We start from the raw sequence: 23,723 nt of genomic DNA on the forward strand, positions 1-23,723 counted from the left end.
TTCTCGCTGCTTCAATTCTAAGTCTCCTGTCAGTCTTGTCTAACAGAAGCCCTCCATTTTTGAAGGGGAAGTCCAGTACTATCGGGAACGCTGACGGGCTGCATCTCTATGAATCCAAAAGCGGATTCCGGCTCCTCTAACTTACCTAACCTAGAATCCTTCGGATTCTTGCTAACGCAACTCGTCGAAAATAGCTGCTGTGGAGGAGTGCGCCGATGATGGTAGGCGCTTCCTCTCCCCGAACACAGGTCCAACTGACGTGGATAGCGAACCGTATCGAGCAGCGCATCCACTTCGGCCGGATTGCTGAAGAAGAGCGCATTGACGGTCATCACCGTATGGTTAGCTTCGATCCCGGCGCAGTCTTTGCCTTCGTGAGATGGGCTGCGAACGATTACGGTACCGTTGTTTCCCGCATTGACATTCTGCGCGCGGTCGCCCCCGGTGAGAATTACCAGACAGTACCAATGGTCTATCCCGGCGGCGAGATCCTGTTGCGTACTCATGGCTGGCCGAAGGTCGAAAAGGTGCTGCATGTCATCGAAGCGATTGAGCGGAGTGGCATCGACCCGGCGGACGTCGCGCCCGATCACTGGCGGCACATTCACAACCGTCTCACCGTCAACGAGCCATTCCGAGCCTACGGCCGCGAACAGCATCGCGCATGGTTGCTGCGTCGGGAATTTCAGCCATGACCGCCCGCCGCATGACACTTCTCGCAATGCTGGCGGGCACGGTGTTGATCGCGCTGCCGGTCTGGAAACCGCCCGCTGTCCGCGTGATCTGGAACGCATCGGCCAGCGTGCCGCTCGGCCTCTACCGGATCGTTTCGTTGGATGTGTCAGAGGACGACCGTCTGGACGTCACCGACCTTGCGGTCGTTATGCCGTCCGACGACCTGGCCGGCTTCCTTGACGAGCGCCGCTATCTGCCGAAGGGCCTGCCGCTTCTCAAGCGCGTGCTGGCACTTTCCGGAACAACCGTCTGCCGCAACGGCGCGGCGATCACCGCCTACGGCATGACCTACGGACAGGCCCGCGAGCGCGACGGCCAAGGCCGTCCGCTGCCCGTCTGGCAAGGCTGCCGGACGCTTCGCACCGGCGAAGCCTTCTTCATGAACTGGGACAGTCCCGACAGCTTCGACAGCCGGTATTTCGGGCCGCTTCCCCTCTCAACCGTCGTCGGTCGGGCAATCCCGCTCTGGACTACCGACGATCCCGATCCGGTCGCGGACAGTTTCCGCGAGCCGGTTTCCGACGAGCCGTGAACGGCTCGTTTCTTCAACCGTGAAAGGAACAGATAATGGTTCAGATTGGAACCTTCACCCACAAGGCAGATGGCTTTTTCGGCCGCATCCGCACGCTCACCCTCAACGCCGAAGTGACCATCCTTCCCATCGATGAGACGGAAGCCGAGAACGCGCCGAACCATCGCATCTTCGCCGATGGCCTCGAAGTCGGCGCGGCATGGGATCGAACCGGCGAGCGCGCCGGGGCATATCTCTCTGTTACCATAGACGATCCTTCCTTTGTCGAACCGATCCGCGCCCGCATGTTCGAGTCCGACACGAAAAAGGACACATGGAATCTGCACTGGACGCGCAAGACGCGGCGCGACGAACAGGCGTGACCCTCATGCGCTGCCATCCTTCCTATCGCCTGTCAGGCTCACTCCCCTTGATCGATCGAACGCCGATCACTCCCCTCGACCCGATCGCCCACCGGGCGGCCGTCGCGCGCAGCGGCGGTCAGGGGCGACGGCTTGTTTTCCGGGAAATGGACACGTCTTGCGACGATGCCCGTCCGGAAAATGTTGGCCGGCGGCGAAGCCTTGCCCTTGACCAGAGCGAGCACGATGGCAGGCTGATGGGCAATCGGGACGGCGGACCATGCGTCGCCGTTCCCGCGATCATGGCGCTGCTGATCGCAGCGACCATGACCGTCACGCTGCCATGCGTGGCAATGGCTGATCCTCTGGCGAACGATCAATCGTCGGCACGTTCTGTCGTGGCCGTCGCATCGTCCGATCCGTTGGCCGATCATATTACGGAGGCGGCCAAGCGCTTCGCCATTCCCGAACGCTGGATACGCACCGTCATGCAGGCCGAGAGCGATCATGATCCGCACGCCATCTCACCAAAGGGCGCGATGGGCCTGATGCAGATCATGCCTGCCACATGGGCGGAACTGCGCGGCAGATACGGCCTTGGCGGCGATCCTTATGATCCCCGCGACAACATTCTGGCAGGCAGCGCCTATCTCGCGGAACTGCACAATCTCTATGGATCGCCGGGCTTCCTTGCCGCCTACAATGCCGGTCCCGGCCGCTACGAAAAGCATCTTGTCACCGGCGATCCATTGCCCGCCGAGACGATTGCCTACATGGCGAAGATCGTGCCGCAGATCGACGCGGACGCCGCCGTTGCTTGGCGCACGGCGGACCGTCCGGCGCGCTCCGAATGGTCTGTCGCGCCGCTCTTCATCGCCCGCGCAGCGGTTCACGCTGGCGGCGACGTGACGGCGGCTGATCTTCCTTCTGGTCGCACATCCAGCACCAGTACGATCACCGACTTGTCGGCGCTCGCACCGCCGTCCGATGGCCTGTTCGTGCGCTGGTCCGGAAAGCAGGAGGCACGGCCATGAATTTCGTGGTGCCGGGTGGTCTGGTGAACGTCATCGTAGCTCGTGCGGGATGGTGGGGAGGGGCGGTGGCAACGTCCGATTTATGGCAAGATAAAAGGCCGCACATCGCGGCTTGGACGGTCGGTTGTTTTGATTGGCTTTTTTCCGGCTTTCCGCACATCGCGGGCCATAAGTGCGATGTGCGCACCCTGAATTTATCGAATATTCTCAACGAAAACTGCACCTCGCAGCGCGTGACGCCATGAGCCGGGACGACGATTTCCGCGTCCGGCCTGGACGCATCCGTTCCAGCAAGGCCCAGCGGGCAAGGCCGTTCGTCGCGCAGGCGCTCGCCGCCGCGCAGAAGGCCGGCGGGCATGTTTCCCGCTCCGGCAAGATCACCTCCGGCAAGGGCCGTGGACCGAGCTTTGCCCGTGGCCGCTTGGCGAGCATACGCGCCAATCGCCTCATCACCAACCGCACCCGCTTCTGTACGGTGAAGGCGCGTATCGTCCGCAACAAGGGCGATCGTGGCCCGCTGGCCCGCCACCTCAATTATCTCCGCCGCGAGGGTGTCACCCGCGCCGCGAATGAAGTGAGCAATGGGGAGCGACATGATAAGGCCCGAATGTTCGGTCCCGAAACCGACAATGCCGACGCGAAGGAATTTGCCGATCGCGGCAAGGACGACCGGCACCATTTCCGGTTCATCGTCTCGCCGGAAGACGCTGCCGACATGGAAGACCTGAAGCGCTTCACCCGCGAGCTGATGGCGCAGGCGGAAAAGGATCTCGGCACGAAACTCGAATGGGTCGGCGTCGATCACTGGAACACCGACAATCCGCATGTGCATGTCATCGTGCGCGGCCGCACCGACGACGGGCAAGACCTCGTGATCGACCGCGACTATATCAAGAGCGGATTGCGCGACCGGGCGCAGGATCTCGTGACGCTGGAATTGGGACCACGTACCGAGTTGGACATAAGCCGGTCGCTGGAGCGTCAGATTGAAGCCGATCGCTGGACGCAGCTCGACCGCCAGCTTGTCCGTGACGCCAACGAGCAGGGCATCATAGACGTTGCTCCGTCTCCGGATAAGCAGCCAGACGAATATTCCATCCAGAAGATCGGCCGGCTTCGTCATCTCGAACATCTCGGCCTGACTGAAAACATCGGCCCCGGTCAATGGATGATATCCGGCGACGCCGAAGCCACCTTGCGCGAGCTTGGGCTACGCGGCGACATCATCAAGCGGATGCACCGGGCTTTGACGGAACAGGGCATCGAGCGCGGCGCTGCCGATTACGTGCTGTCCGGCGAGACGCGTGGCGAGCCGGTCATCGGCCGGCTTGTCGAGCGCGGTCTTGACGACGAACTGCGCGGCACGGCCTTCGCCGTGGTCGATGGCGTGGACGGCCACACCCATCATATCCGTCTTCCTGACATTGAAGCGGCTGGCGACAGCGCGCAGGGTTCGATTGTCGAACTGCGCTCTTTCGAGGATGCGAGAGGTGAGCGCCGTGTTGCGCTGGCGGTTCGTTCCGATTTCTCCCTTGAGGCGCAGACTACAGCCGACGGCGCCACATGGCTCGACCGCCAGCTTGTGGCCCGCGATCCGATCGATCTCGGTGGCGGCTTTGGGCTAGAGGTGCAACAGGCGATGGAAGCGCGGGCCGAACATCTGATCGAGGAGAGATTCGCACGGCGCGAGGGCGAGCGGGTTATCTTCGCTCGCAATCTTCTCGGCACGCTCCGCGAACGTGAACTGGACGCGCTCGGCGAAAAGCTCTCCCATGAACTGAACATGCCGTTCCGTGAAGCGGCGGCCGGGGAATATGTCGCCGGCACTTACAGCCGGCGTTTCACCCTGGCATCCGGCCGCTTCGCGATGGTAGATGATGGGCTCGGCTTCAGCCTCGTGCCGTGGACGCCTTCCATCGAAAAGCATATCGGCCAGCACATATCCGGCGTCGCCCGCGCTGACGGTGGTGTGGACTGGAGTTTCGGCCGCAAGCGTGGGCTAGGTCTATGAGAAAGCCAAGGACAGCACACCGCAACGCTCAAGTATTTTTTCGACAGTTTTCGCCAGATTGCGATACTGGCGTTCAATGCTGTTGAAATCATTGTGGAAATTCTTTTTCCCTGAATATGAACCCATGTTTGGAAGGGAGTTTCAACCTTTGTCGGCTACGCGCGTGCTCTGGGGACAAATCGCCGTTGTTCTGCTGATCGTGCTCATCGCGGTCTGGAGCGCGACGCAATGGGTCGCGTGGCGTCTTGGTTTCCAGCCACAGCTTGGCTCGCCCTGGTTCGAGCTTGCCGGTCAGCCCTTCTATCCGCCGCCCGCCCTGTTCTGGTGGTGGTATTTCTATGATGCCTATGCGCCGAACGTCTTTCTCGAAGGTGGCGCGATTGCCGCATCCGGTGGCCTGATCGCCATCGCAGTCGCCATCTTCATGTCGATCTGGCGCGCACGCGAGGCGAAGGACGTCAAGACGTTCGGCTCCGCCCGATGGGCCGAGCGCGACGAGATCGTAAAGGCCAGCCTGCTTGGGGCTGACGGCGTGGTGCTCGGCCGCTACGAACAGGAATATCTCCGTCATGATGGTGCGGAGCATACGCTTTGCTTCGCTCCGACCCGATCCGGCAAGGGCGTGGGCCTTGTCGTACCGACGCTTCTGACCTGGCCGGGATCGGTCATCGTCCACGACATCAAGGGCGAGAATTGGGAACTGACTTCCGGCTTCAGGGCAAGGCATGGCCGCGTTCTACTGTTCGATCCCACCAATTCGGCGTCTTCCGCCTACAATCCTCTGCTGGAGGTGCGAAAGGGTGAATGGGAAGTTCGGGACGTGCAGAACGTCGCCGATGTACTCGTTGACCCTGAAGGTTCGTTGGAAAAGCGGAACCATTGGGAGAAAACATCCCATTCTCTTCTGGTCGGCGCGATCCTGCACGTTCTCTATGCGGAGAAGGACAAGACGCTGGCGGGCGTCGCTGCCTTCCTCTCCGATCCCCGCCGCCCGATCGAGTCCACGCTGTCCGCCATGATGAACACACCGCATCTCGGCGAGAAGGGACCGCATCCGGTTGTAGCCAGCGCTGCCCGCGAGTTGCTGAACAAATCCGACAACGAGCGATCCGGCGTGCTTTCCACCGCCATGAGTTTTCTTGGGCTGTATCGCGATCCCATCGTCGCGACCGTCACCAGCCGTTGCGACTGGCGGATTGCCGATCTGGTCAGCGAGGAGCGACCGGCAACACTCTATCTGGTCGTGCCGCCTTCCGACATTTCCCGTACCAAACCGCTTGTGCGTCTCGTGCTCAACCAGATCGGCAGGCGATTGACGGAAGACTTGCACGCCAAAGACCGTCGCCACAGGCTGCTAATGATGCTCGACGAGTTTCCCGCGCTCGGCCGGCTCGACTTCTTCGAGAGCGCGCTTGCCTTCATGGCCGGTTATCAGATCAAGGCGTTCCTGATCGCGCAATCCCTGAACCAGATCGAAAAGGCTTATGGCGCGAACAATTCCATTCTCGACAATTGCCATGTCAGGGTGAGCTTTGCGACCAATGACGAGAGGACCGCGAAAAGGGTGTCGGACTCGCTTGGCACCGCGACCGAAATGCGTGCCATGCAGAATTACGCTGGACACCGCCTCGCACCGTGGCTGTCGCATCTGATGGTTTCGCGCTCCGAGACGGCGCGGCCGTTGCTCACCCCCGGCGAGATCATGCAACTCCCGCCCGACGATGAGATTGTCATGGTCGCCGGCATTCCGCCGATCCGTACGAAGAAGGCACGATACTTTGACGATGCCCGGTTCAGGGAGCGTGTGCTTCCCGCTCCCATTAATGCGAATGCCGGACTTGCTCCCAAGCGGGATGACTGGTCTGCATTGAAGCCGCTCCCGGCCCCGCCGATTGGCAAGGGTAACGGCACGGCCAAGGGCAAGCCGGCCAAAGATGAGGCGGACAAGCAGGACGATGATGCTACCAATGCCGGCCTGCGCCGTGAACCAGGCCTTGAACAGCACAAGGACATAGCGCCGGAGCCGGAAAGAAAAACCGTCAACGAGTTTGATCCCGACATGGACGAACCGGAACGCGATGCCGTCACCAATCGGGTGCTTGCCCGCAACATGCGTCAGGTCGCGCGGCAGATTTCGATGGACCCCGGCGATGGGATGGAATTGTGAGCCATGCCACAGCGTCCCGACAAGAAACAGCGCCTCTCCGTTTATCTCGACCCCAATCTGAAGCGCCGTCTTGCGGATTTCGCGAAGCGGCGAGGGCAATCGGATTCCCTGATTGCAGAAGCTGCCATCGCGTCGTTTCTTTCACCCGATGCCGATGAGCGCAAGGAAGCCGCAATCGGCAAACGCCTCGACCGGATCGACCGCAGTATCCAGCGGCTCGAACGGGACGTCGGTATTGCCAACGAAGCGTTTGCCCTGTTCGTCCGTTTCTGGCTGAACTCAACTGCGTCCTTGCCGGAAACCGCTCAGGCCGCTGCTCGCGCCAAAGGTGGCCAGCGCTATGACAAATTCCTTGAAGCTCTTGGTCGCCGACTCGCCAATGGGCCACGGTTCAGGCAGGAAGTGCCGGAAGATGTGGAAACAAGTCTCTGAAAACTTTTTTCGTTGCGGTCATGCAACAGTGCGTATGAAAACTGATGTGCGCCTACTACAATCTTCTATTTCACCGCTTGGATCCCTATCGGCCGTATCTCACGGAATAATATGAGTTTTATAGACAAGTTTTGAACAGAAGTTCAATTCTCATTGAAATCTTTGCGAAAATTTAGCTTGCAAGGAAATTTCAATTGTAGCTAAAAAGATTGAAACTGTGGCTTCCGCTATGGAAAAGAGATTTTGTCGTGCGTGATTTGACCGAACAATTTTTCGGGGAGATGACAGAGGTCGTTGCGACGGCTTTCGCGTTTTTTCGTCGGTTTGCTTGTCTTTCCCGACACTGTTTCAAAGTGTCGGAGTGAAAGGCAGGCAGCAATGAGTTGGGACATACAAAACCTGTTCCGGCGTCACGCCAAGGGAATAGCGAAGTCCCTGCATCGCAGGGGTATTAACGAGGATACGGCCGCTGACCTCACTCAGGATACTTTCCTGCGTGTGATTGCAACGCCTCCAGCCGACACCGCGCAGAACTACAATCCCAAAGCCTACCTCTATCAGGCCGCCCGTAATCTTGGTCTCAACCATCAACGGCGTGAAGCCTTGATCGTAACGGTTGCTCTTGACGACGAAGAAGCGGCCACTATTCAAGACCCGGCCCCTTCTCCCGAACAAGTCGTATATTCGCGGCAAAGCCTCATGCAGACCCATCAGGCGCTTTCTGAATTGCCGGAGAGGACGCGACAGGCTTTCGAGATGCACCGCCTGGGTGAGAGAACCATCGCTGAAGTTGCAGAAGAGCTTGGTATTTCGACCACGCGGGCATGGTCTCTCATCCGCGACGCATACCGGCATCTGGTGGGGCGCGTGGACGCCTTCTGATTTATTTCATCCGAAAAGAGAAAATTTGCGCTGCTCGTTTGTATTAATAAATAGAGGCAGGTGAGATTCGCCGCTTCTGCCGAAAGGATACAGATGAACGAGACGACGACGGATCAAGAACGATTGCTGGACGAAGCGATCGATCTGACTATCCGCTTGCAGAACGACCCCGGTAATCCGGTGGCAATCGAGTTGATCCGCGCATGGCGCGCCCGTGGTCCGCAGCATGAGGAGGTCTGGGCGCGTGTATCGAAGGTGCATGGTGCGTCTGGAAAAGTTCTCACGGAAAAGCGGCGGACAGAGCGGCGGGACAGCCTTGGTCTTACGCGCCGCAATTTCATGATCGGTGGGCTTGCCGCTTTTGGTACCGGTGCACTCGCTTATTCCTTCGGGCCGGGTATGCTTCTTCAAGCCCGTGCCGACTACATGACCGAAAAAGGTGAAATACGCCGGATCAGTCTTCCCGATGGCAGTATTGCAACGCTTGGCCCGGAAAGCGCCATTGCTCTGGATTTCCGCAGCGAACGGCGGACAATTGATCTCCTCGCCGGCATGTCGTTCTTCGAGGTGGTGGGGGATGCAACCCGGCCGTTCTCTGTCCTTTCCGGAACCTTTAGCGCGACGGCGCTTGGCACGGCCTTCGATGTATCGAACGACGCCGGTATCCTGACGGTTTCCGTCGATCATGGTCTTGTTGATGTCCGGGCGTCGGACTCAGCGCTCGAAACAGGGGTGAACCTTGCCAAAGGCCAATGGATCACCTTCGACCCTTCCTCCGGCAGAATCGACCGCGGCCAGCGTGAAAGCGGGCAGGTCGCATCATGGCGTGATAATCTCATTATAGCGGAAAGGGAAACCGTATCGGCTCTTGTCGCACGCATTGGTCGCTGGATACCCGGACGCATCGTCATTGCCGATCCATTCATCGACGATCAGCGCGTCAGCGGTGTTTTCGATCTGAACAATCCACTTCTTGCCCTTCAGGCGGTGGTGCATCCGACGGGTGCCCGTGTGCGTCAGATTTCCTCGTTTGTGACGGTAATTTCCCCTCTCTGAAAAAAAACTAAAAAACTTGAGCCAAAAGGTGAAAATTTCGCTGCCCCGATTGTAACAGTAATAGGGACAGCAATTACCTGAAGCTCAGGCCCATCCTGTCCCTCCATACGAGTTGAAGAATTGGAGAGGTTTAATGGTCAAGGGGCGTGGGATTGGCAACAAGGTTTTCAGAGGAACAAGCAGGGCGTTGATGGCAACGCTTCTGGTGTCGACGGCAATCAGCATCAGTCTCGCGGTAACACATCGTGAGGCGGCTGCACAGACGCAGGCCCAGACGTCCTTCTCGGTTCCGGCCGGTCCTCTCAATCGCGCCCTGACGGCTTTCGGGCGTCAGGCGGGCGTTCAGGTCACATATCTCGCATCTGCTGCCGCGGGTAAGACGTCATCCGGTTTTTCTGGTTCTGCAACGCGCGAGCAGGCACTCGCCGGAATCCTCGCTGGTTCCGGTTTGGTCTATTCCTTCCCGAATGCCACCACAGTTGCGATCTCCACTCCCGCAGCCGGTAGCGGGAATATATCCGCCGATGGCTCGACGGTGCTGGAAACCATAACGGTTCAAGGGGAAAGCGCATGGGGGCCGGTTGACGGTATAGTGGCAAAACGTTCCGCTACGGGAACCAAAACGGACACACCGATTGAAAAAGTTCCACAGACCGTAAATGTGGTAACCGCGGACGAAATTACAATACGAGGAGCAACAAGTGTTGCGCAAGCGCTTCGTTACACGCCAGGCGTTTCGACTAGCGGCTATACCGAAAGCTACATGATCGCCGACGAGGCGGTGACTAGAGGCTTCTCGCCCAGTTCCAACTATCTGGACGGCGCTTTTCTTCCTTATCCTGGCAGCCTCGGTGGCGCACTCCAAATTGATCCGTTCACCCTTGAGCGCATCGAAGTCCTGAAGGGGCCTGCATCGGTTCTGTATGGCCAAAACGAACCGGGCGGCATCATCAATATGGTGTCAAAGCGTCCCACCGAGACGCCCGTTCGCGAAGTTCGCGTTCGCACGGGAACGTATGGCAGAACTGAAGCGGCAGTTGATTTCGGCGGTCCTGTTACGAAAGACAATACATTGCTCTACCGCTTCATCGGCTTGGGCAATCTAGGCGATGACCAAATCGATTTCACGGAACGCAGTCGTATGTTGTTCGCTCCGAGCCTGACCTGGCAGCCGACCGCCCAGACTTCCCTAACTATTTCAGGTCAGTACCAGCGGGACAACGACGTCAACGACTATCAGGCGCTCCCCTATATCGGAACGGTTGTTCCGGGGCCAGATGGTCGATATATCGACCGGGATCTCTTCACGGGAGAGCCAGGCTGGAACGATTACAAGCGCGATCAATACGTTCTTGGAGCTGACCTTACCCATGAATTTTCCGATACGCTCAAATTCAAATCGACCGTGCGTTATTTCAATGTTCAGGACGAATATAAGGGTATGTATCCTTGGTGGTTTGCCGATGTTGATGGTGTAACCGATTATTCAAAAGTAACGCGGGCAAAGGTGGATTGGATTCAGAACAACTCCACCTTTTCTTTCGACAATAATCTGACTTACGAAGTTGAGACAGGTGACATTAAACACACGGTGCTTGCGGGGGTCGATTATCGCTACACGCGCCTGCGTTTCAAAAGTTCGAACGGATCATCGGCAGTGAACCAGTTGCTTGATCTATACGATCCTGACTACAGCCTCATTTCCCCCGATCCGACGCCTGCTCAGAGATATGATAACACAGTGCAGCAGATCGGTCTTTATCTCCAGGATCAGCTTGAATGGAACAAATTCGTCCTCACACTGGGTGGACGTTATGACTGGTCGGAAACCGTCAACCGGAATTTACCCGTGACGGCTGGCGGTACATCAAGCCGCGTTGAGCAGAATGACCGTGCCTTCACTGGCCGCATTGGCCTCAACTACCTCTTTGACAATGGCATTTCTCCATATGTCAGCTATACGGAATCCTTTGTTCCTCAAGTAGGCACTGATTATTATGGCGAGGCCTTCGACCCCACATCAGGCAGAGGCTATGAGATTGGTGTCAAGTATCTACCCGTCGGTATGAATGCCCTGTTCACTCTTTCCGCCTTCGATATCACGAAAACAAACGTACTGATGACCGATAATGATCATGCGGACGAAGGTTCGTGGTCAGTTCAGACGGGTGAGGTTCGCTCTCGTGGTGTGGAATTCGAGGCAAAGGCGGAACTTCGTCCGGGCTGGAACATGATCGGCGGCGTCAGCTATGTCGACGCTAAATATGTAAAGGACGATTGGTACGCTGGGAACAAGGTCGTGCTCCATTCGCCTTGGACCGCTTCCCTCTGGACGAATTATACGTTCCAGAGTGGCACGTTTGAGGGGCTCGATATTGGAGCCGGCGTTCGTTGGAATAGCCGTAAATATGCAAACAACGCGAATACGCTTGAAACACCATCCTATTATATAGTCGATGCTGCGTTGAGTTATGATTTCGGAAATATCAATCCCGAATACAAAGGGCTCACCGGAGCTGTAAACGTTACGAACCTGTTCGATAAAAAATATGTGTCGCGTTGCAACTACGATTTCGGTTGCTACTACGGCAAGGCGCGCACCATTACAGCTTCTCTGACTTATAAATGGTAAATGGACGATGGCGGCAGCTTTTCGAAAGCTGCCGCTATTTGGTTCTCATCAATATGAGACTTGCTATGAGTATTTTTCCTTTCACTACTAGGTCACGGTTCGGCGTGTGTAGTCGGTTGCTGTTGATATTGTTCGTAATTGTCGCGACAACTCCCGCAAAAGCGGATGAGCATTTCCCTGTCGCGGTCAAACATGTCTTTGGAGTAACCACTGTCAAGGTTTCACCAGCACGGATTATCACTATTGGATGGAATGGAGAGGATGCGGTCTTAGCTCTCGGCCATATACCTGTCGCTATGTCTCGATATGACCAATTCGAGGACGGAATTTTTCCATGGGATAGATCGCTACTGAAGGATTCTCATCCTGCACTTCTTGCCGGTGAGTTGGATTACGAACAAATTGCGAGCTTGAAACCAGATCTCATTTTGGCAGTTTATTCTGGCATTAATGAAATGCAATGGCGTCGCCTGTCGTCAATCGCACCCACTGTCGTCTATCGGTCGGGGCCTTGGGAGGCAGACTGGAAGGAAGTCATTTCAATCACCGGCGAAGCATTAGGAAAACCAGCAGAAGCGCAAACCTTGGTAAGGGAAACCGAAACTTTCCTGCGCGATTTAGGTGCTCGAAATACTGAACTGCAGGGAAAAACCTTTACATTTGGAACCTACCTGCCTGGCGCAAATGATATCATTGTATACATGCCGAATGATCCACGCGTCGCTGTGCTGACTCTGCTCGGATTGGAGGTTCCACCAGCAATCCAGCATTTGAGCCGTGAGCATCCTGAGAAAACTTCGGTGAGTATCAGTCTCGAACAGATCAATCAGATCGACGCCGACATAATGATCATGTGGTATCGTGAGCAAGCCCGGATCGACGCAGAATCTCAACCTCTCTTCAATTCACTTACCGCAGTCAACAAAGGCGCTTATGTTGCGCTTGACGATCCGGTATCAGTTTGGGCGACGTCCGCTTTGAGTGTTCTTTCAATACCATATGGATTTCCGCAATTCGTGCCGCGTCTTGTCGAAGCTGCCAGCAAGGCAGAGCGCAGGCGATGACGTTAAGCGATACCCGTTGGTTTGGAGTAACCGCCATCTGGATCGGGATGCTTCTCTTGTCGTGTTTAACGTTAGCCAGTCTACTGATCGGTACGCGTTGGATTCCCGCATCCACCGCCATTGACACTTTGATCGCCCACAAGGCTGTTTCAACAGAACATATCATCATCCGCTACTACCGGCTACCGCGCACCTTGCTCGGTTTGTTATGCGGCGCAGCCTTCGGCGTGTCGGGCGCGCTGATACAGGCTGCGACGCGGAATCCGCTGGCCGATCCCGGCATTCTCGGCGTCAATGCAGGAGCTGCCTTCTTCGTCACGCTTGCAGTCGGCCTGTTCGGCTTTCACTCGATCGACGCCTGGCTCTGGTTTGCCTTTCTGGGTGCGATCATTGTGACGTTAGCCGTTTATCTGCTCGGAGCGGCGGGCCGTGATGGTGCGACACCCATTCGCCTTGTGCTTTCTGGCGTTGCCCTTTCTGCTGTTCTTGGCGGCATCGGTTCAGCAATCACACTGCTTGATCCCGAAGCCTTCGATTCCATGCGTTTCTGGTCGATCGGATCCGTTGCCGGAAGAAACATGGAGATTGTGGCAACGGTCGCTCCTTTTATCGCTGCAGGACTGGTGATTGCGTTGCTGACGGCCCGGTCTCTCAACGCGATCGCGCTCGGTGACGATCTGGCCCGGTCGCTGGGTGCCAACATTCTCCGCGCCCGGATACTGACGCTCATCGCTGTCACGCTTCTGGCTGGAGCCGGCACCGCCGCTTCCGGTCCGATCGGCTTCGTCGGCTTGATGGTGCCACATGTGGTGCGTTGGTTCACCGGCCCGGACCAACGTTGGATTATCCCCCTGACCATGATCTACGCACCGGTACTGCTGCTTTCCGCCGATATTGCCGGACGTCTGGTGCTGTTTCCAGGCGAACTGGAAGCAGGCATCGTGACAGCCTTCATCGGTGCACCAGTGCTGATCCTGCTCGCACGGCGCAGACAAGCGAGCGGCCTATGAGAACCACTGCGTCATCCGATATCGACTTCGGTCGTTCCATGTACGTTATGCGGAGGTTTGGGGGGCGTCTGTCGGCCCGGTTGGACAGGCTTTCGATATTTACCGGTCTTGTGCTTGCTGTTCTCGCACTGGGCATTGCCGGTTTCTCGCTGGCAAGCGGGAAGTACTCCATCGCCGTGGTGGACGTGTTGGGCGCGCTCATCGGTCATGGCGACGATCAGGTGCGGATGATCGTGGTGGAATGGCGTCTGCCGCGGGTGGCGCTGGCCTTCCTGCTCGGCGCAGCACTTGCCATGAGCGGTGCGATCTTCCAGTCGCTGACGCGCAATCCGCTTGGAAGTCCAGATATTATCGGCTTTTCGGCCGGCTCCTACACCGGTGCTCTGGTGGTATTGCTGCACCTGTCTGGCGGTTATTACGAGACGGCTGCCGGTGCACTGATCGGCGGTATCGTCACGGCGATGGCCGTTTATCTTCTGGCCTGGCGGCGCGGGATGCAGGGTTTTCGGCTGATTGTGGTCGGGATCGGTGTGGCGGCGATGCTGTCGGCTTTCAACGCCTGGATGATCCGCGAGGCAGACCTTCAGGTCGCCATGTCTGCAGCGATCTGGGGCGCAGGCTCACTCAACGGCCTGGGCTTCGAGCAGCTTGCGCCAGTCGCTATCGTGCTTTGCGTCGTCGTGCCATTGACGCTCTTCCTGTCGCGCCCCATGCGACAGCTTGAGATAGGCGACGATGCGGCAAGGGCATCCGGTGTCAATGCCAACCGCATACGGCTTCTCCTGATGGTGCTCGGCGTGGCGCTGACTGCCATCGTGACAGCGGCGGCAGGGCCGATCTCCTTCATCTCTCTGGCTGCACCCCAGATCGCCCGACAGCTGACCCGCTCGGATGGTGTAGCCCTTGTCCCATCCGCACTGATGGGCGGACTTCTGCTTCTTGCCGCCGACTGGGCCGCACAGCATGCCTTCGGTGTCCAGCTTCCTGTCGGTGTGATGACGGTCAGCATCGGCGGTCTCTATTTCATCTGGCTGTTGATACGGGAGGGCCGCAAGTGAGCAACTCCCAATTTGGATCTGGTCGCCTTCATGCCGACAATGTGACGCTGCGCTATGACGAGCGGACGATTTCCAGAAGCCTGTCCGTTTCCATTCCCGACGGCTCCTTCACGGTGATCGTCGGCCCGAATGCCTGCGGCAAGTCCACGCTGTTGCGCGCCCTGTCACGCCTGCTTGTTCCGTCCGTCGGACGGGTGATCCTTGATGGCAAAAGCATCACCGGTCTTGCCGCGAAAGAGGTTGCCCGCCGTCTCGGCTTGCTTCCACAAAGCTCGATCGCGCCGGAAGGCATTACAGTTGCCGATCTGGTTGCGCGAGGCCGCTATCCGCATCAGTCCATCTTCCGGCAATGGTCAAAGGCCGACGAGGAAGCCGTCATCGCCGCGATGGAGGCAACCCGCGTCACGGACCTGTCAGGCCGTCTCGTGGACGAGCTTTCCGGTGGCCAGAGGCAAAGGGTGTGGATTGCCATGGTTCTGGCGCAGGAAACCCCGCTCCTGTTGCTGGATGAACCGACCACCTTCCTCGACATCGCCCATCAGATCGAACTCATGGACCTGCTGGCTGATCTCAAGGGCCAGGGCCGCACCATCGTCGCCGTGCTGCACGATCTCAACCATGCCTGCCGTTATGCCTCGCATCTGATCGCCATGAAGGATGGCGCGATCATTGCCGAGGGCAAACCGTCGGCCATTGTCACGGAAGGATTGGTGGAAGACGTGTTCGGCCTCTCGTCCGTCATCATTCCCGACCCCGTTTCAAATACCCCGCTGATCGTACCGAAGCGGCGGCAGATCACCAAAGGAAGCTGAAATATGCGCTTGCTCGCCCCTTTCCTCAGAAAGACCAAAAATCAGGAGATTTTGTCATGACCTTGCTTGTTGCGCAAACGACCGTCGTTGTGCCGAACCCTGAAGCGCTCATTGAGGAACTATGTGAACATTTTTCAGAAGATGGCGCTTTTGTTACCGGTCGGCGCGGTCATCGAACCGTTACCTTCGATTTTGGATCAGGGCAATTTACAGCAACGGGAAATGATCTGTCGGTCAGGGTTGAGGCAGACGATTTTATTGAGCTTTACAATTTTCGTTGGACGGTGGCTCAGCACATTGTGGAACTCGCTTGCATCAGCGATTTCGAGTGGACCGGTGCGGCAAGCCACCTCACCATGCCGCCTTACTTTAGGTTATTGACAGTATCCGCCATTCAGACGCTTACGCCACGCATGAAGAGGATTACATTCAGAGGTGAGGACTTGGCTCCGTTCGCAACGGACGAAGAGTTGCATGTGAGGCTTTATCTTCCCAGAGGCTCGGCAACTGATGCAGAATGGCCGAACGTCGGAAAAAACGGTATCCCACAGCATCCATCTGGGCAGCGCGCTCCAGTAATTCGCAGATACACAATCCGGCAAGTAAATGTATCGGAAAGCACACTTGATGTTGATTTTGTCCTGCACAAAGATGCTGGCCCCGGATCAGCATTTGCGGAAAGCGCAAATGTCGGCGACGTCATTGGCATGTCGGGTCCGGGCGCAAGTTCTTGCCCTGTAGATCATGATTGGTATCTGCTGGCAGGTGATGAAACTGCTCTTCCGGCAATCGCCCGAATTCTGGAATTCTTGCCAAGCAGTGCGCGGGGCATAACTCTTATCGAGGTTGCCAACAAAGCTGATGAACAGGCTTTACGGACAAATGCCGGTATCTCAGTACAATGGTTGCATCGCGAACAACAGTCGAATGAAGAAGGTTATGGCTTGGCACAAGCTGTAAAGGATGTCGTTTTTCCTCAGGACGGCTCAACCATCTTCGTGTGGTTCGCAGGAGAATTCAATTCTTTCAGAGAGATCCGCTCGTACCTTCGCAAAGAAATTGGACTGAAGAAACATCAGCATTTGGCCGTCTCCTACTGGAGAAGCGGCGAAATCGAGCATGACGTTGGAGAAAGCAAACGTGGCGAACCTTGATTTTCTGAAGCGCTTCGCCGTTTACTACCGTCCGCATCGCGGCCTGTTCGCACTGGATTTCTGCAGCGCCGTTGCGGCGGGCTTGCTGGAACTGGCCTTTCCAGTTGCTGTGACGCTGTTCGTCGACCGCCTGCTTCCCACCAACCAGCTGGGCATGATCGCGCTGGCATCTCTTGGCTTGTTCATGATCTATCTGGTCAATGCCGGTCTACAGGTCATCGTCACCTATTGGGGCCATATGCTTGGCCTCAAGATTGAGACCGAGATGCGCCGGAAAGCCTTCGACCATCTGCAAAAGCTCTCCTTCGGTTTCTTCGACAACCAGAAGACCGGCCATCTGGTCGCGAGGCTGACAAAGGATCTCGAGGAGATTGGCGAGGTCGCCCATCACGGCCCGGAAGACCTGTTCATCGCCATCGTGACCCTGATCGCCGCGTTTGTGCTGATGATGTGGGTGCATGTGCCGCTGGCGCTGATCACCGCGATCATTGTTCCGGTCGCCGCCGTCGTCACCACGCTTTACGGCAAGCGGATGATGGCCAACTCACATGCGCTGTTCGGTCGGATCGGCGAGTTCAATGCCCGCATCGAGGAGAATGTCGGCGGTATCCGCGTTGTGCAGGCATTCACCAACGAGGATCATGAGCGCAAACTCTTTGCCGAGAACAACCGCAACTATCTCGCGACCAAGCTGGAGTTCTACAGAACCATGGCGGCATCCATGTCGCTTTCCTACCTCTCCATGCGCTTCGTGCAGGTGGTGGTGATGTTGGCGGGCGCATGGTTCGTCGTGCGTGGCGATCTTTCGGCGGGCGGCTTCGTTGGCTTCCTGCTGCTGGTTGGCGTGTTCTTCCGACCGATCGACAAGATCAACTCGATCATTGAGAGCTATCCGAAGGGTATTGCCGGCTTCCAGCGCTATACGCGGTTTCTCGATACGCGGACGGATATTGCCGACCGGCCGGACGCACGTTCCGTCGAGCGGCTGAACGGTGATATCGACTATTGCGATGTTCGTTTCGGCTACACGTCGGGCAGGACCGTTCTTGACGGCCTGAATCTTTCCGTCAGGTCAGGCGAAACCGTTGCCTTTGTCGGTCCGTCCGGCGCAGGCAAGACCACGATATGCTCGCTGCTGCCGCGCTTCTACGAGGTGATGGGCGGCGCGATCATGATTGACGGCATCGACATTCGCGACATGACGCTGAAATCGTTGCGCTCCAATATCGGCATCGTCCAGCAGGATGTCTTCCTGTTCGCAGGCACCATCCGCGAGAACATTGCCTACGGTCGTCTCGATGCCACCGATGCGGAAATCGTGGAGGCTGCACGCCGCGCCCGGCTTGACAGTGTCATTGCTGCGCTTCCTTCCGGCTTCGACACTGTCATCGGTGAGCGTGGCGTGAAGCTTTCGGGTGGCCAGAAGCAGCGTCTTGCCATTGCCCGGATATTCCTGAAGAACCCGCCGATCCTGATCCTTGATGAAGCAACCTCGGCGCTCGACACCGAGACGGAGCGCGCCATCCAGCAATCGCTTGCCGAACTGTCGCAAGGCCGTACCACATTGGTCATCGCGCACAGGCTTGCGACCATTGCCAATGCAGACCGCATCGTCGTGGTGGAGGACGGCCGCATCGCCGAACAGGGGAGCCACAAGGAACTCATTGCCCGCAAGAGCGGTCGGTATCGGAAGCTGCATGCCGCGCAGGACAGCGACCGTTTCGCTGTCGCCAACGACCGGAACCCGCCCGTCGCGTCGCTTGCCGGCGAATGAAAAGGGAGGAAGATCAATGCGCCTGACCAGACAGACGGAAATAGCCATCGATATTCTGGTCGCCTGTGCCCGGTCGCCGGACAGGGTAATTCTGACCGCCGAAGCAGCACACAAGGCACATACATCGAAGGATCATGCTGCTCATATTGTGAGGCTGCTTTTGCAATCCGGGTTTCTGTTCGCCGAGCGGGGCCGCTACGGCGGTATCGGTCTTGCCATGCCGGCACAAGAAATCCCGCTTGGGGATGTGCTACGACAGGTTCAGCCTGATCTGGTGCGCTATTCACTTGAGGGGAGAAATGACGCCTATGAAGCGGGTACCGTCCATCCGGTATTCGCGGCAATCGCAACCGTCGCCGAAACGACATTCCTCGACATAATGAACCGTTACAGCGTCGCGGATCTGGCTGCTAGCAGAAAAGTGAAGTTCTCCGCGAAGACGAGCAACAAGGCTGTTCCGCTCCCATGCAACGTTTGTGAGTTGATGCACAGGGCCGTGCATCTGCCACAAAACGGAAATCAGTCCGAGGCCGGCATCAACGGAAATGTAGCCGTTTCTTCCCATGGATGATCGTCAGCAGGAAATAGAAGCACAAGCAGAAGCAACAGCCGAAATGGTTGAGCGTCCTGCTGTCCGGCCTGTTTCTGACGAACTGATGCCGGTTATGTTCTCCCGTTCTGAAGTCCTGCTATGGTCAATAGCCGGTCTTGCCGTCCTTCTCGCCCACGGCGGTGCATGGCTGTGGTTGACACGCGAACTGCCGATCGAGATAGCTGACAATGCACCGCCGCCTGCGATCATGATCGAGCTTGCGCCAGAGCCTGAGGCTATCGAAACCGAGACGAATGAAATCACCGAGCAGGCCGAGAATGCGCTCGAAGCCAAAAGCGAAGCAAACGAACCGCTCGAGGAGCCGCAGGAGGAAGCGCAACAACCAGTGCGGGAGGATGCCCAGCCGGAAGAACCGAAGGAGGAAATAGCGGAAACCGAGCCCGAAACAGAGCCTGAAATCACACCGGAGCCGGAAATCGATCCGGTCGAGCAGGAGATCGTCACGCAACTGGAAAACGTCGAGGTTCCAATTCCGGTCTTTCGGCCGAAACCGCCTGAAAAAGAAAAGCCGGTCGAGAAACCAAAGCCGAAAAAACAGGATGTGGTGCAAAAGCCAAAACGAGAGAAGCCCGCACCGAAATCAAAGGCATCAACACAGGCCTCCGCACAGGTCACGCAATCGAACCGCAACGCGGCAAACCAGAGCACGGCGGCGATGGGCTTCGGTTCCGTGTCGCCAGCCAAATGGCAATCGCGGCTGATGGCGCATCTGGAGCGGCGCAAGCGCTACCCTTCAGGTGCACGGTCGAGAAGAGAGGAGGGGACGGCCTATGTACGCTTCCGCATTGATGACGCTGGGAATGTTCTGTCGGCGTCACTGGCACGATCATCGGGCTTCCCGGAACTCGACAATGCTGTGGTTGATCTCGTGCGCCGTGCCTCGCCAGTGCCAGCGCCCCCTCCAGGTGTCAACAAGACCATTACAGCCCCGGTGCGCTTTACCGTTAGGTGAGCGGGCCGCCTATCTCATAAGATATGAAACGAAAGACACACAATGCGGTATAAGATTCCGACGTCCTCCATAGTCCCCTCTGTCATCGCGGCCCTCTTACTTTCCGCCGTGCCGACCTTCGCTCAGGAAGCCCAACCAACCGCCAAGGGCGACCGTACTCTTGCCGCCGCACCGGTGCAGGACGACAAAAAACCCGCCGTCTCTCTGCCGAATGGCGCTGCGTCTATCAACGAGGTCTATGGCGACTGGACGGTGAACTGCGCCATTGCCGATAACAGAAAGCGTTGCGGCTTCAGCCAGGAACAGGGCAATAGCCAGACCGGCCAGCGCCTCTTCGCCATCGAGCTTCAGCCCCCTGCGAACGGCCAGACCAACGGTGTCCTGCTTCTGCCCTTCGGTCTCAAGCTTGACGACGGCGTGAAGCTAAAACTGGACGACCAGAATCTTGGGCAAGGCGCACGGTTCTCCACCTGCTTACCAGCCGGGTGCCTCGTGCCGGTCAGCTTCCCGACCGCCGCCACCGACGCCATGAAGAAGGGCGAGAAGCTGACCATCTCCGCCACGCGTGAGGGTGGCGGCGAGGCTCCAACCTTCACCATCTCCCTCAACGGTTTCACCACGGCCACGAGCAGGGTTGCGGAACTGGCGAAATAAGCCGGTTCTTCAACCAGACCGAATTCCCATTGCAGGAGCGAGCATAGACATAATTCAAGCAATACGTAGCCCGGACCGGGCAGGGAGGACTGGATTGGAACTACGCCATCTTCATTACATCGTGGTGAGCGCCAGGAACGGCAGTTTCAGCGCCGCCGCGAATGAACTCAATGTCAGGCAACCGATCGTCAGCAAACGGATCAAGGAAGTCGAGGACGAACTTGGTATCCCTCTGTTTGACCGTGCTTCGACCGGAGCACGTCTCACCCCGAACGGCGAGGAATTCATTATTGGCGCGAGGCGTATTGTCGAGGACGTTCAACGCCTCAAGGAACGGGCTAAAGCGAGCAAAGCCGGGAAACTTGGCCATATTGTTGTTGGTTTTTATAAATCGCTTTCGATCGGACGCCTGCGCACGGCCCTTCACGAATTTCGCCAAGGCAATCCGGCGGTAGAGGTGGAGCCGATAGAGACGTCCTATATGGAACTCAGGGCAGGGGTGATTGCAGGTGCGATCGATGTTTCTGTTATCCTGGGCGATGCTGGCAGACAGAGTTTGCTGAATTCCATGGCTCTCTGGCCAGAGCAACTGGTTGTCGCGCTGCCGGAGAACCACCCGCTTGCGGATCGGCCCGTTATCTATTGGTCGGAATTGAAGGGCGAACGCTTTCTGATCAGCCACCATGATCCTGGACCTGATATTCGAAATATGCTTCTTCGCCATCTCGCTGCCCCATCGGATCATCCTGAAATCATTACCCGCCGTTTGAGCCGCGAGAGTATCCTGAGCGAGGTCGGCAGCGGGCAGGGGATAAGCCTGCAATGCGAGGGCGTTTCTGGCATAACCGGATTGGGGGTTGTCTACAGGCCAGTGCATGACGGCAACGGCGCCACGCGTCTTGGATATATCGCCTGCTGGAGACCGGACAACACGAATCCTGTTCTCAAGACGTTTCTGGATACCCTGAAACCCAAATGCTGATTCGGACTGGCAGTGTCAGGCTGAAGCCACATGATGCGCCTTTTCCCCACCGAGAGCCGCAAGTATTTTTTCGACGGCCTACGACCGCCTACGAAATCTGGAATAATCTTGTTGCGAAGGCCCGAATTGTGCCTTTCTTGATTGTCCCCGTCGCCATCCGACCGTGTTGCGGATGGCCGGAAGGGGAACCCCGTGGCACATCACCATCATGACCGGGACGTGATCTCTCGCAGCGTGCGAATGCTGCGCACGGCGCTGGGCGCGTCGATCATCCGCTATCTCGAAGACCCCGCCGTTGTCGAAGTGATGCTGAACCCGGACGGACGCTTGTGGGTGGACCGGCTGAAGGAAGGGCTTGCCGATACCGGCGAGGTTCTGTCGCCGGAGGACGGCGAACGCATCGTGCGGCTGGTGGCCCATCATGTCGGCGCGGAAGTCCATGCCGGCAATCCCCGCGTCTCGGCGGAACTGCCGGAGACCGGTGAACGGTTTGAGGGATTGTTGCCGCCTGTCGTCACGGCAGCCGCCTTCGCGATCCGCAAGCCGGCCGTCGCCGTCTTCACCCTGTCGGATTATGTCGCTGCCGGGATCATGACGCAGCAGCAGGCCGATGTTTTGCGGATTGCCGTCGAGAAACGGAAAAACATCCTCGTCGCCGGAGGCACCAGCACCGGAAAGACCACACTCACCAACGCACTTCTGGCCGAAGTCGCCAAAACGGCGGACCGTGTAGTGCTGATCGAGGATACGCGGGAACTGCAATGCGCCGCGCCGAACCTCGTCGCCATGCGGACGAAGGACGGCGTGGCCTCGCTGTCCGATCTGGTGAAGTCGTCGCTGCGCCTGCGGCCCGACCGTATTCCTGTCGGCGAGGTGCGGGGCAGCGAGGCGCTCGATCTCCTGAAAGCATGGGGAACCGGCCATCCCGGCGGGATCGGCACGATCCATGCCAATACGGCCATCGGCGCGCTGCGCCGGCTCGAACAGCTCGTGCAGGAAGTCGTGATTACGGTTCCGCGGGCGCTGATCGCCGACACCATCGACATTATCGCTGTTCTCTCCGGCCGCGGCTCAGCCCGTCGCCTTTCCGAAATCGCCCTCGTGGACGGGATCGATCCCGTTACCGGCGACTACCGCACCTTGTCTGCTCAACTTCCTTCCGATCGCAACCCCCTCCCGAAAGGAGAAGACGCATGAACACGTTTGCCCTGTCCGTACCTTCCACCCTTCCCCGCCTCCGTAACCGCCTTGCGCACGCGACGGCGCTTGCGTCCATCACGCTGCTGATGGCCGCACCCGCCCACGCGTCCGGCTCTTCGATGCCGTGGGAAGAACCGCTTCAGCAAATCCTTGAATCGATCGAAGGCCCGGTCGCCAAGATCGTCGCCGTCATCATCATTATCGCCACCGGCCTCGCGCTCGCCTTCGGCGATACCGGCGGCGGCTTCCGCAAGCTGATCCAGATCGTCTTCGGCCTGAGCATCGCTTTTGCCGCGTCGAGCTTCTTCCTGTCCTTCTTCTCGTTCGGCGGCGGAGCGCTGGTCTGATGACGGGATCCCCGCTGGAATTCGACGAGGTTCGAGGCTTCTTCGCGCCGGTCCACCGGGCGCTGACCGAGCAGATATTGCTCGGCGGCGCTCCCCGCGCTGTCGCCATCGTCAACGGCACGCTGGCCGGTGCGGTCGGCCTCGGCCTGCGGCTCTGGATCGCCGGACTGGTGATCTGGGCCATCGGCCATTTCGCGGCGGTCTGGGCGGCACGGCGCGACGCGCAATTCGTCGACGTCGGCCGCCGTCACCTGCGCTATCCGACGCATATGAGCGTTTGA

General features: G+C 58.0%; 24 protein-coding genes. All 24 read left to right on the forward strand.

The genetic code is table 11. From position 1 onward, the window contains the following. Positions 1-215 precede the first annotated feature (215 nt). Positions 216-695 carry a DUF2840 domain-containing protein gene (locus tag FIB18_RS19265; protein ID WP_140022240.1) on the forward strand — a complete coding sequence of 160 codons (480 nt, stop codon included), beginning with the start codon at positions 216-218 and terminating at the stop codon, positions 693-695. After that, positions 692-1,267 (forward strand): S26 family signal peptidase, encoded by a 576-nt coding sequence (locus FIB18_RS19270; protein WP_140022372.1) that lies wholly within the window; start codon positions 692-694, stop codon positions 1,265-1,267. The genes FIB18_RS19265 and FIB18_RS19270 overlap by 4 nt, the downstream gene beginning before the upstream one ends. 35 nt (positions 1,268-1,302) lie before the next feature. Continuing rightward, positions 1,303-1,629 carry a DUF736 domain-containing protein gene (locus tag FIB18_RS19275; RefSeq protein WP_140022241.1) on the forward strand — a complete coding sequence of 109 codons (327 nt, stop codon included), beginning with the start codon at positions 1,303-1,305 and terminating at the stop codon, positions 1,627-1,629. Further along, positions 1,581-2,642 carry a lytic transglycosylase domain-containing protein gene (locus FIB18_RS19280; protein ID WP_235894914.1) on the forward strand — a complete coding sequence of 354 codons (1,062 nt, stop codon included), beginning with the start codon at positions 1,581-1,583 and terminating at the stop codon, positions 2,640-2,642. Before FIB18_RS19275 ends, FIB18_RS19280 begins: the two co-directional genes overlap by 49 nt. Beyond that, complete coding sequence (locus tag FIB18_RS19285; protein ID WP_140022242.1) at positions 2,639-2,887, forward strand: hypothetical protein; 249 nt, start codon at positions 2,639-2,641, stop codon at positions 2,885-2,887. The genes FIB18_RS19280 and FIB18_RS19285 overlap by 4 nt, the downstream gene beginning before the upstream one ends. Then, complete coding sequence (locus tag FIB18_RS19290; RefSeq protein ID WP_140022243.1) at positions 2,884-4,653, forward strand: relaxase/mobilization nuclease domain-containing protein; 1,770 nt, start codon at positions 2,884-2,886, stop codon at positions 4,651-4,653. Before FIB18_RS19285 ends, FIB18_RS19290 begins: the two co-directional genes overlap by 4 nt. 148 nt (positions 4,654-4,801) lie before the next feature. Next, on the forward strand, positions 4,802-6,820 hold the full coding sequence (locus FIB18_RS19295; protein ID WP_140022244.1) for a conjugal transfer protein TraG: 2,019 nt from the start codon (positions 4,802-4,804) through the stop codon (positions 6,818-6,820). A gap of 3 nt (positions 6,821-6,823) precedes the next feature. Continuing rightward, positions 6,824-7,252 (forward strand): ribbon-helix-helix domain-containing protein, encoded by a 429-nt coding sequence (locus FIB18_RS19300; RefSeq protein WP_140022245.1) that lies wholly within the window; start codon positions 6,824-6,826, stop codon positions 7,250-7,252. A gap of 378 nt (positions 7,253-7,630) precedes the next feature. Next, positions 7,631-8,134, forward strand: coding sequence for a sigma-70 family RNA polymerase sigma factor (locus tag FIB18_RS19305; RefSeq protein ID WP_140022246.1), 504 nt, complete (start codon positions 7,631-7,633; stop codon positions 8,132-8,134). Positions 8,135-8,227: 93 nt separating this feature from the next. Beyond that, the gene (locus FIB18_RS19310; protein ID WP_140022247.1) at positions 8,228-9,190 is read left to right on the forward strand and encodes a FecR family protein; all 963 of its coding nucleotides are present in this window, start codon (positions 8,228-8,230) and stop codon (positions 9,188-9,190) included. Between the two features lie 133 nt (positions 9,191-9,323). Further along, positions 9,324-11,822 (forward strand): TonB-dependent siderophore receptor, encoded by a 2,499-nt coding sequence (locus tag FIB18_RS19315; protein WP_140022248.1) that lies wholly within the window; start codon positions 9,324-9,326, stop codon positions 11,820-11,822. Positions 11,823-11,887: 65 nt separating this feature from the next. After that, positions 11,888-12,886, forward strand: a complete 999-nt coding sequence (locus FIB18_RS19320; RefSeq protein WP_140022249.1) for an iron-siderophore ABC transporter substrate-binding protein — start codon at positions 11,888-11,890, stop codon at positions 12,884-12,886. Positions 12,887-12,933: 47 nt separating this feature from the next. Further along, positions 12,934-13,896 carry a FecCD family ABC transporter permease gene (locus tag FIB18_RS19325; protein WP_407921869.1) on the forward strand — a complete coding sequence of 321 codons (963 nt, stop codon included), beginning with the start codon at positions 12,934-12,936 and terminating at the stop codon, positions 13,894-13,896. Then, positions 13,893-14,954: a FecCD family ABC transporter permease gene (locus FIB18_RS19330; RefSeq protein WP_140022251.1), complete on the forward strand. Its 1,062-nt coding sequence runs from the start codon at positions 13,893-13,895 to the stop codon at positions 14,952-14,954. The genes FIB18_RS19325 and FIB18_RS19330 overlap by 4 nt, the downstream gene beginning before the upstream one ends. Next, a complete protein-coding gene (locus FIB18_RS19335) occupies positions 14,951-15,766 on the forward strand; it encodes an ABC transporter ATP-binding protein (RefSeq protein ID WP_140022252.1) in 816 nt (271 codons plus the stop codon). Before FIB18_RS19330 ends, FIB18_RS19335 begins: the two co-directional genes overlap by 4 nt. Before the next feature lie 56 nt (positions 15,767-15,822). Beyond that, complete coding sequence (locus FIB18_RS19340; RefSeq protein ID WP_140022253.1) at positions 15,823-16,920, forward strand: siderophore-interacting protein; 1,098 nt, start codon at positions 15,823-15,825, stop codon at positions 16,918-16,920. Next, positions 16,907-18,694, forward strand: a complete 1,788-nt coding sequence (locus FIB18_RS19345; RefSeq protein WP_140022254.1) for an ABC transporter ATP-binding protein — start codon at positions 16,907-16,909, stop codon at positions 18,692-18,694. Before FIB18_RS19340 ends, FIB18_RS19345 begins: the two co-directional genes overlap by 14 nt. A 16-nt stretch (positions 18,695-18,710) precedes the next feature. After that, entirely contained in the window at positions 18,711-19,265 is a 555-nt protein-coding gene (locus tag FIB18_RS19350; protein WP_158295715.1) for an RrF2 family transcriptional regulator, read from the forward strand. Continuing rightward, positions 19,258-20,259 carry an energy transducer TonB family protein gene (locus FIB18_RS19355; RefSeq protein WP_235894916.1) on the forward strand — a complete coding sequence of 334 codons (1,002 nt, stop codon included), beginning with the start codon at positions 19,258-19,260 and terminating at the stop codon, positions 20,257-20,259. The genes FIB18_RS19350 and FIB18_RS19355 overlap by 8 nt, the downstream gene beginning before the upstream one ends. A gap of 42 nt (positions 20,260-20,301) precedes the next feature. Then, on the forward strand, positions 20,302-20,913 hold the full coding sequence (locus tag FIB18_RS19360; RefSeq protein WP_140022256.1) for an invasion associated locus B family protein: 612 nt from the start codon (positions 20,302-20,304) through the stop codon (positions 20,911-20,913). A 94-nt stretch (positions 20,914-21,007) separates the two neighbouring features. Continuing rightward, on the forward strand, positions 21,008-21,895 hold the full coding sequence (locus tag FIB18_RS19365; protein ID WP_140022257.1) for a LysR family transcriptional regulator: 888 nt from the start codon (positions 21,008-21,010) through the stop codon (positions 21,893-21,895). A gap of 240 nt (positions 21,896-22,135) precedes the next feature. After that, positions 22,136-23,092 (forward strand): P-type conjugative transfer ATPase TrbB, encoded by a 957-nt coding sequence (gene trbB / locus FIB18_RS19370; protein WP_140022375.1) that lies wholly within the window; start codon positions 22,136-22,138, stop codon positions 23,090-23,092. Further along, positions 23,089-23,442, forward strand: coding sequence for a TrbC/VirB2 family protein (locus tag FIB18_RS19375; protein ID WP_235894920.1), 354 nt, complete (start codon positions 23,089-23,091; stop codon positions 23,440-23,442). Before trbB ends, FIB18_RS19375 begins: the two co-directional genes overlap by 4 nt. Beyond that, positions 23,442-23,723: a VirB3 family type IV secretion system protein gene (locus FIB18_RS19380; RefSeq protein WP_140022258.1), complete on the forward strand. Its 282-nt coding sequence runs from the start codon at positions 23,442-23,444 to the stop codon at positions 23,721-23,723. Before FIB18_RS19375 ends, FIB18_RS19380 begins: the two co-directional genes overlap by 1 nt.

This window comes from Brucella pecoris (assembly GCF_006376675.1).
Taxonomy (GTDB): domain Bacteria; phylum Pseudomonadota; class Alphaproteobacteria; order Rhizobiales; family Rhizobiaceae; genus Brucella; species Brucella pecoris.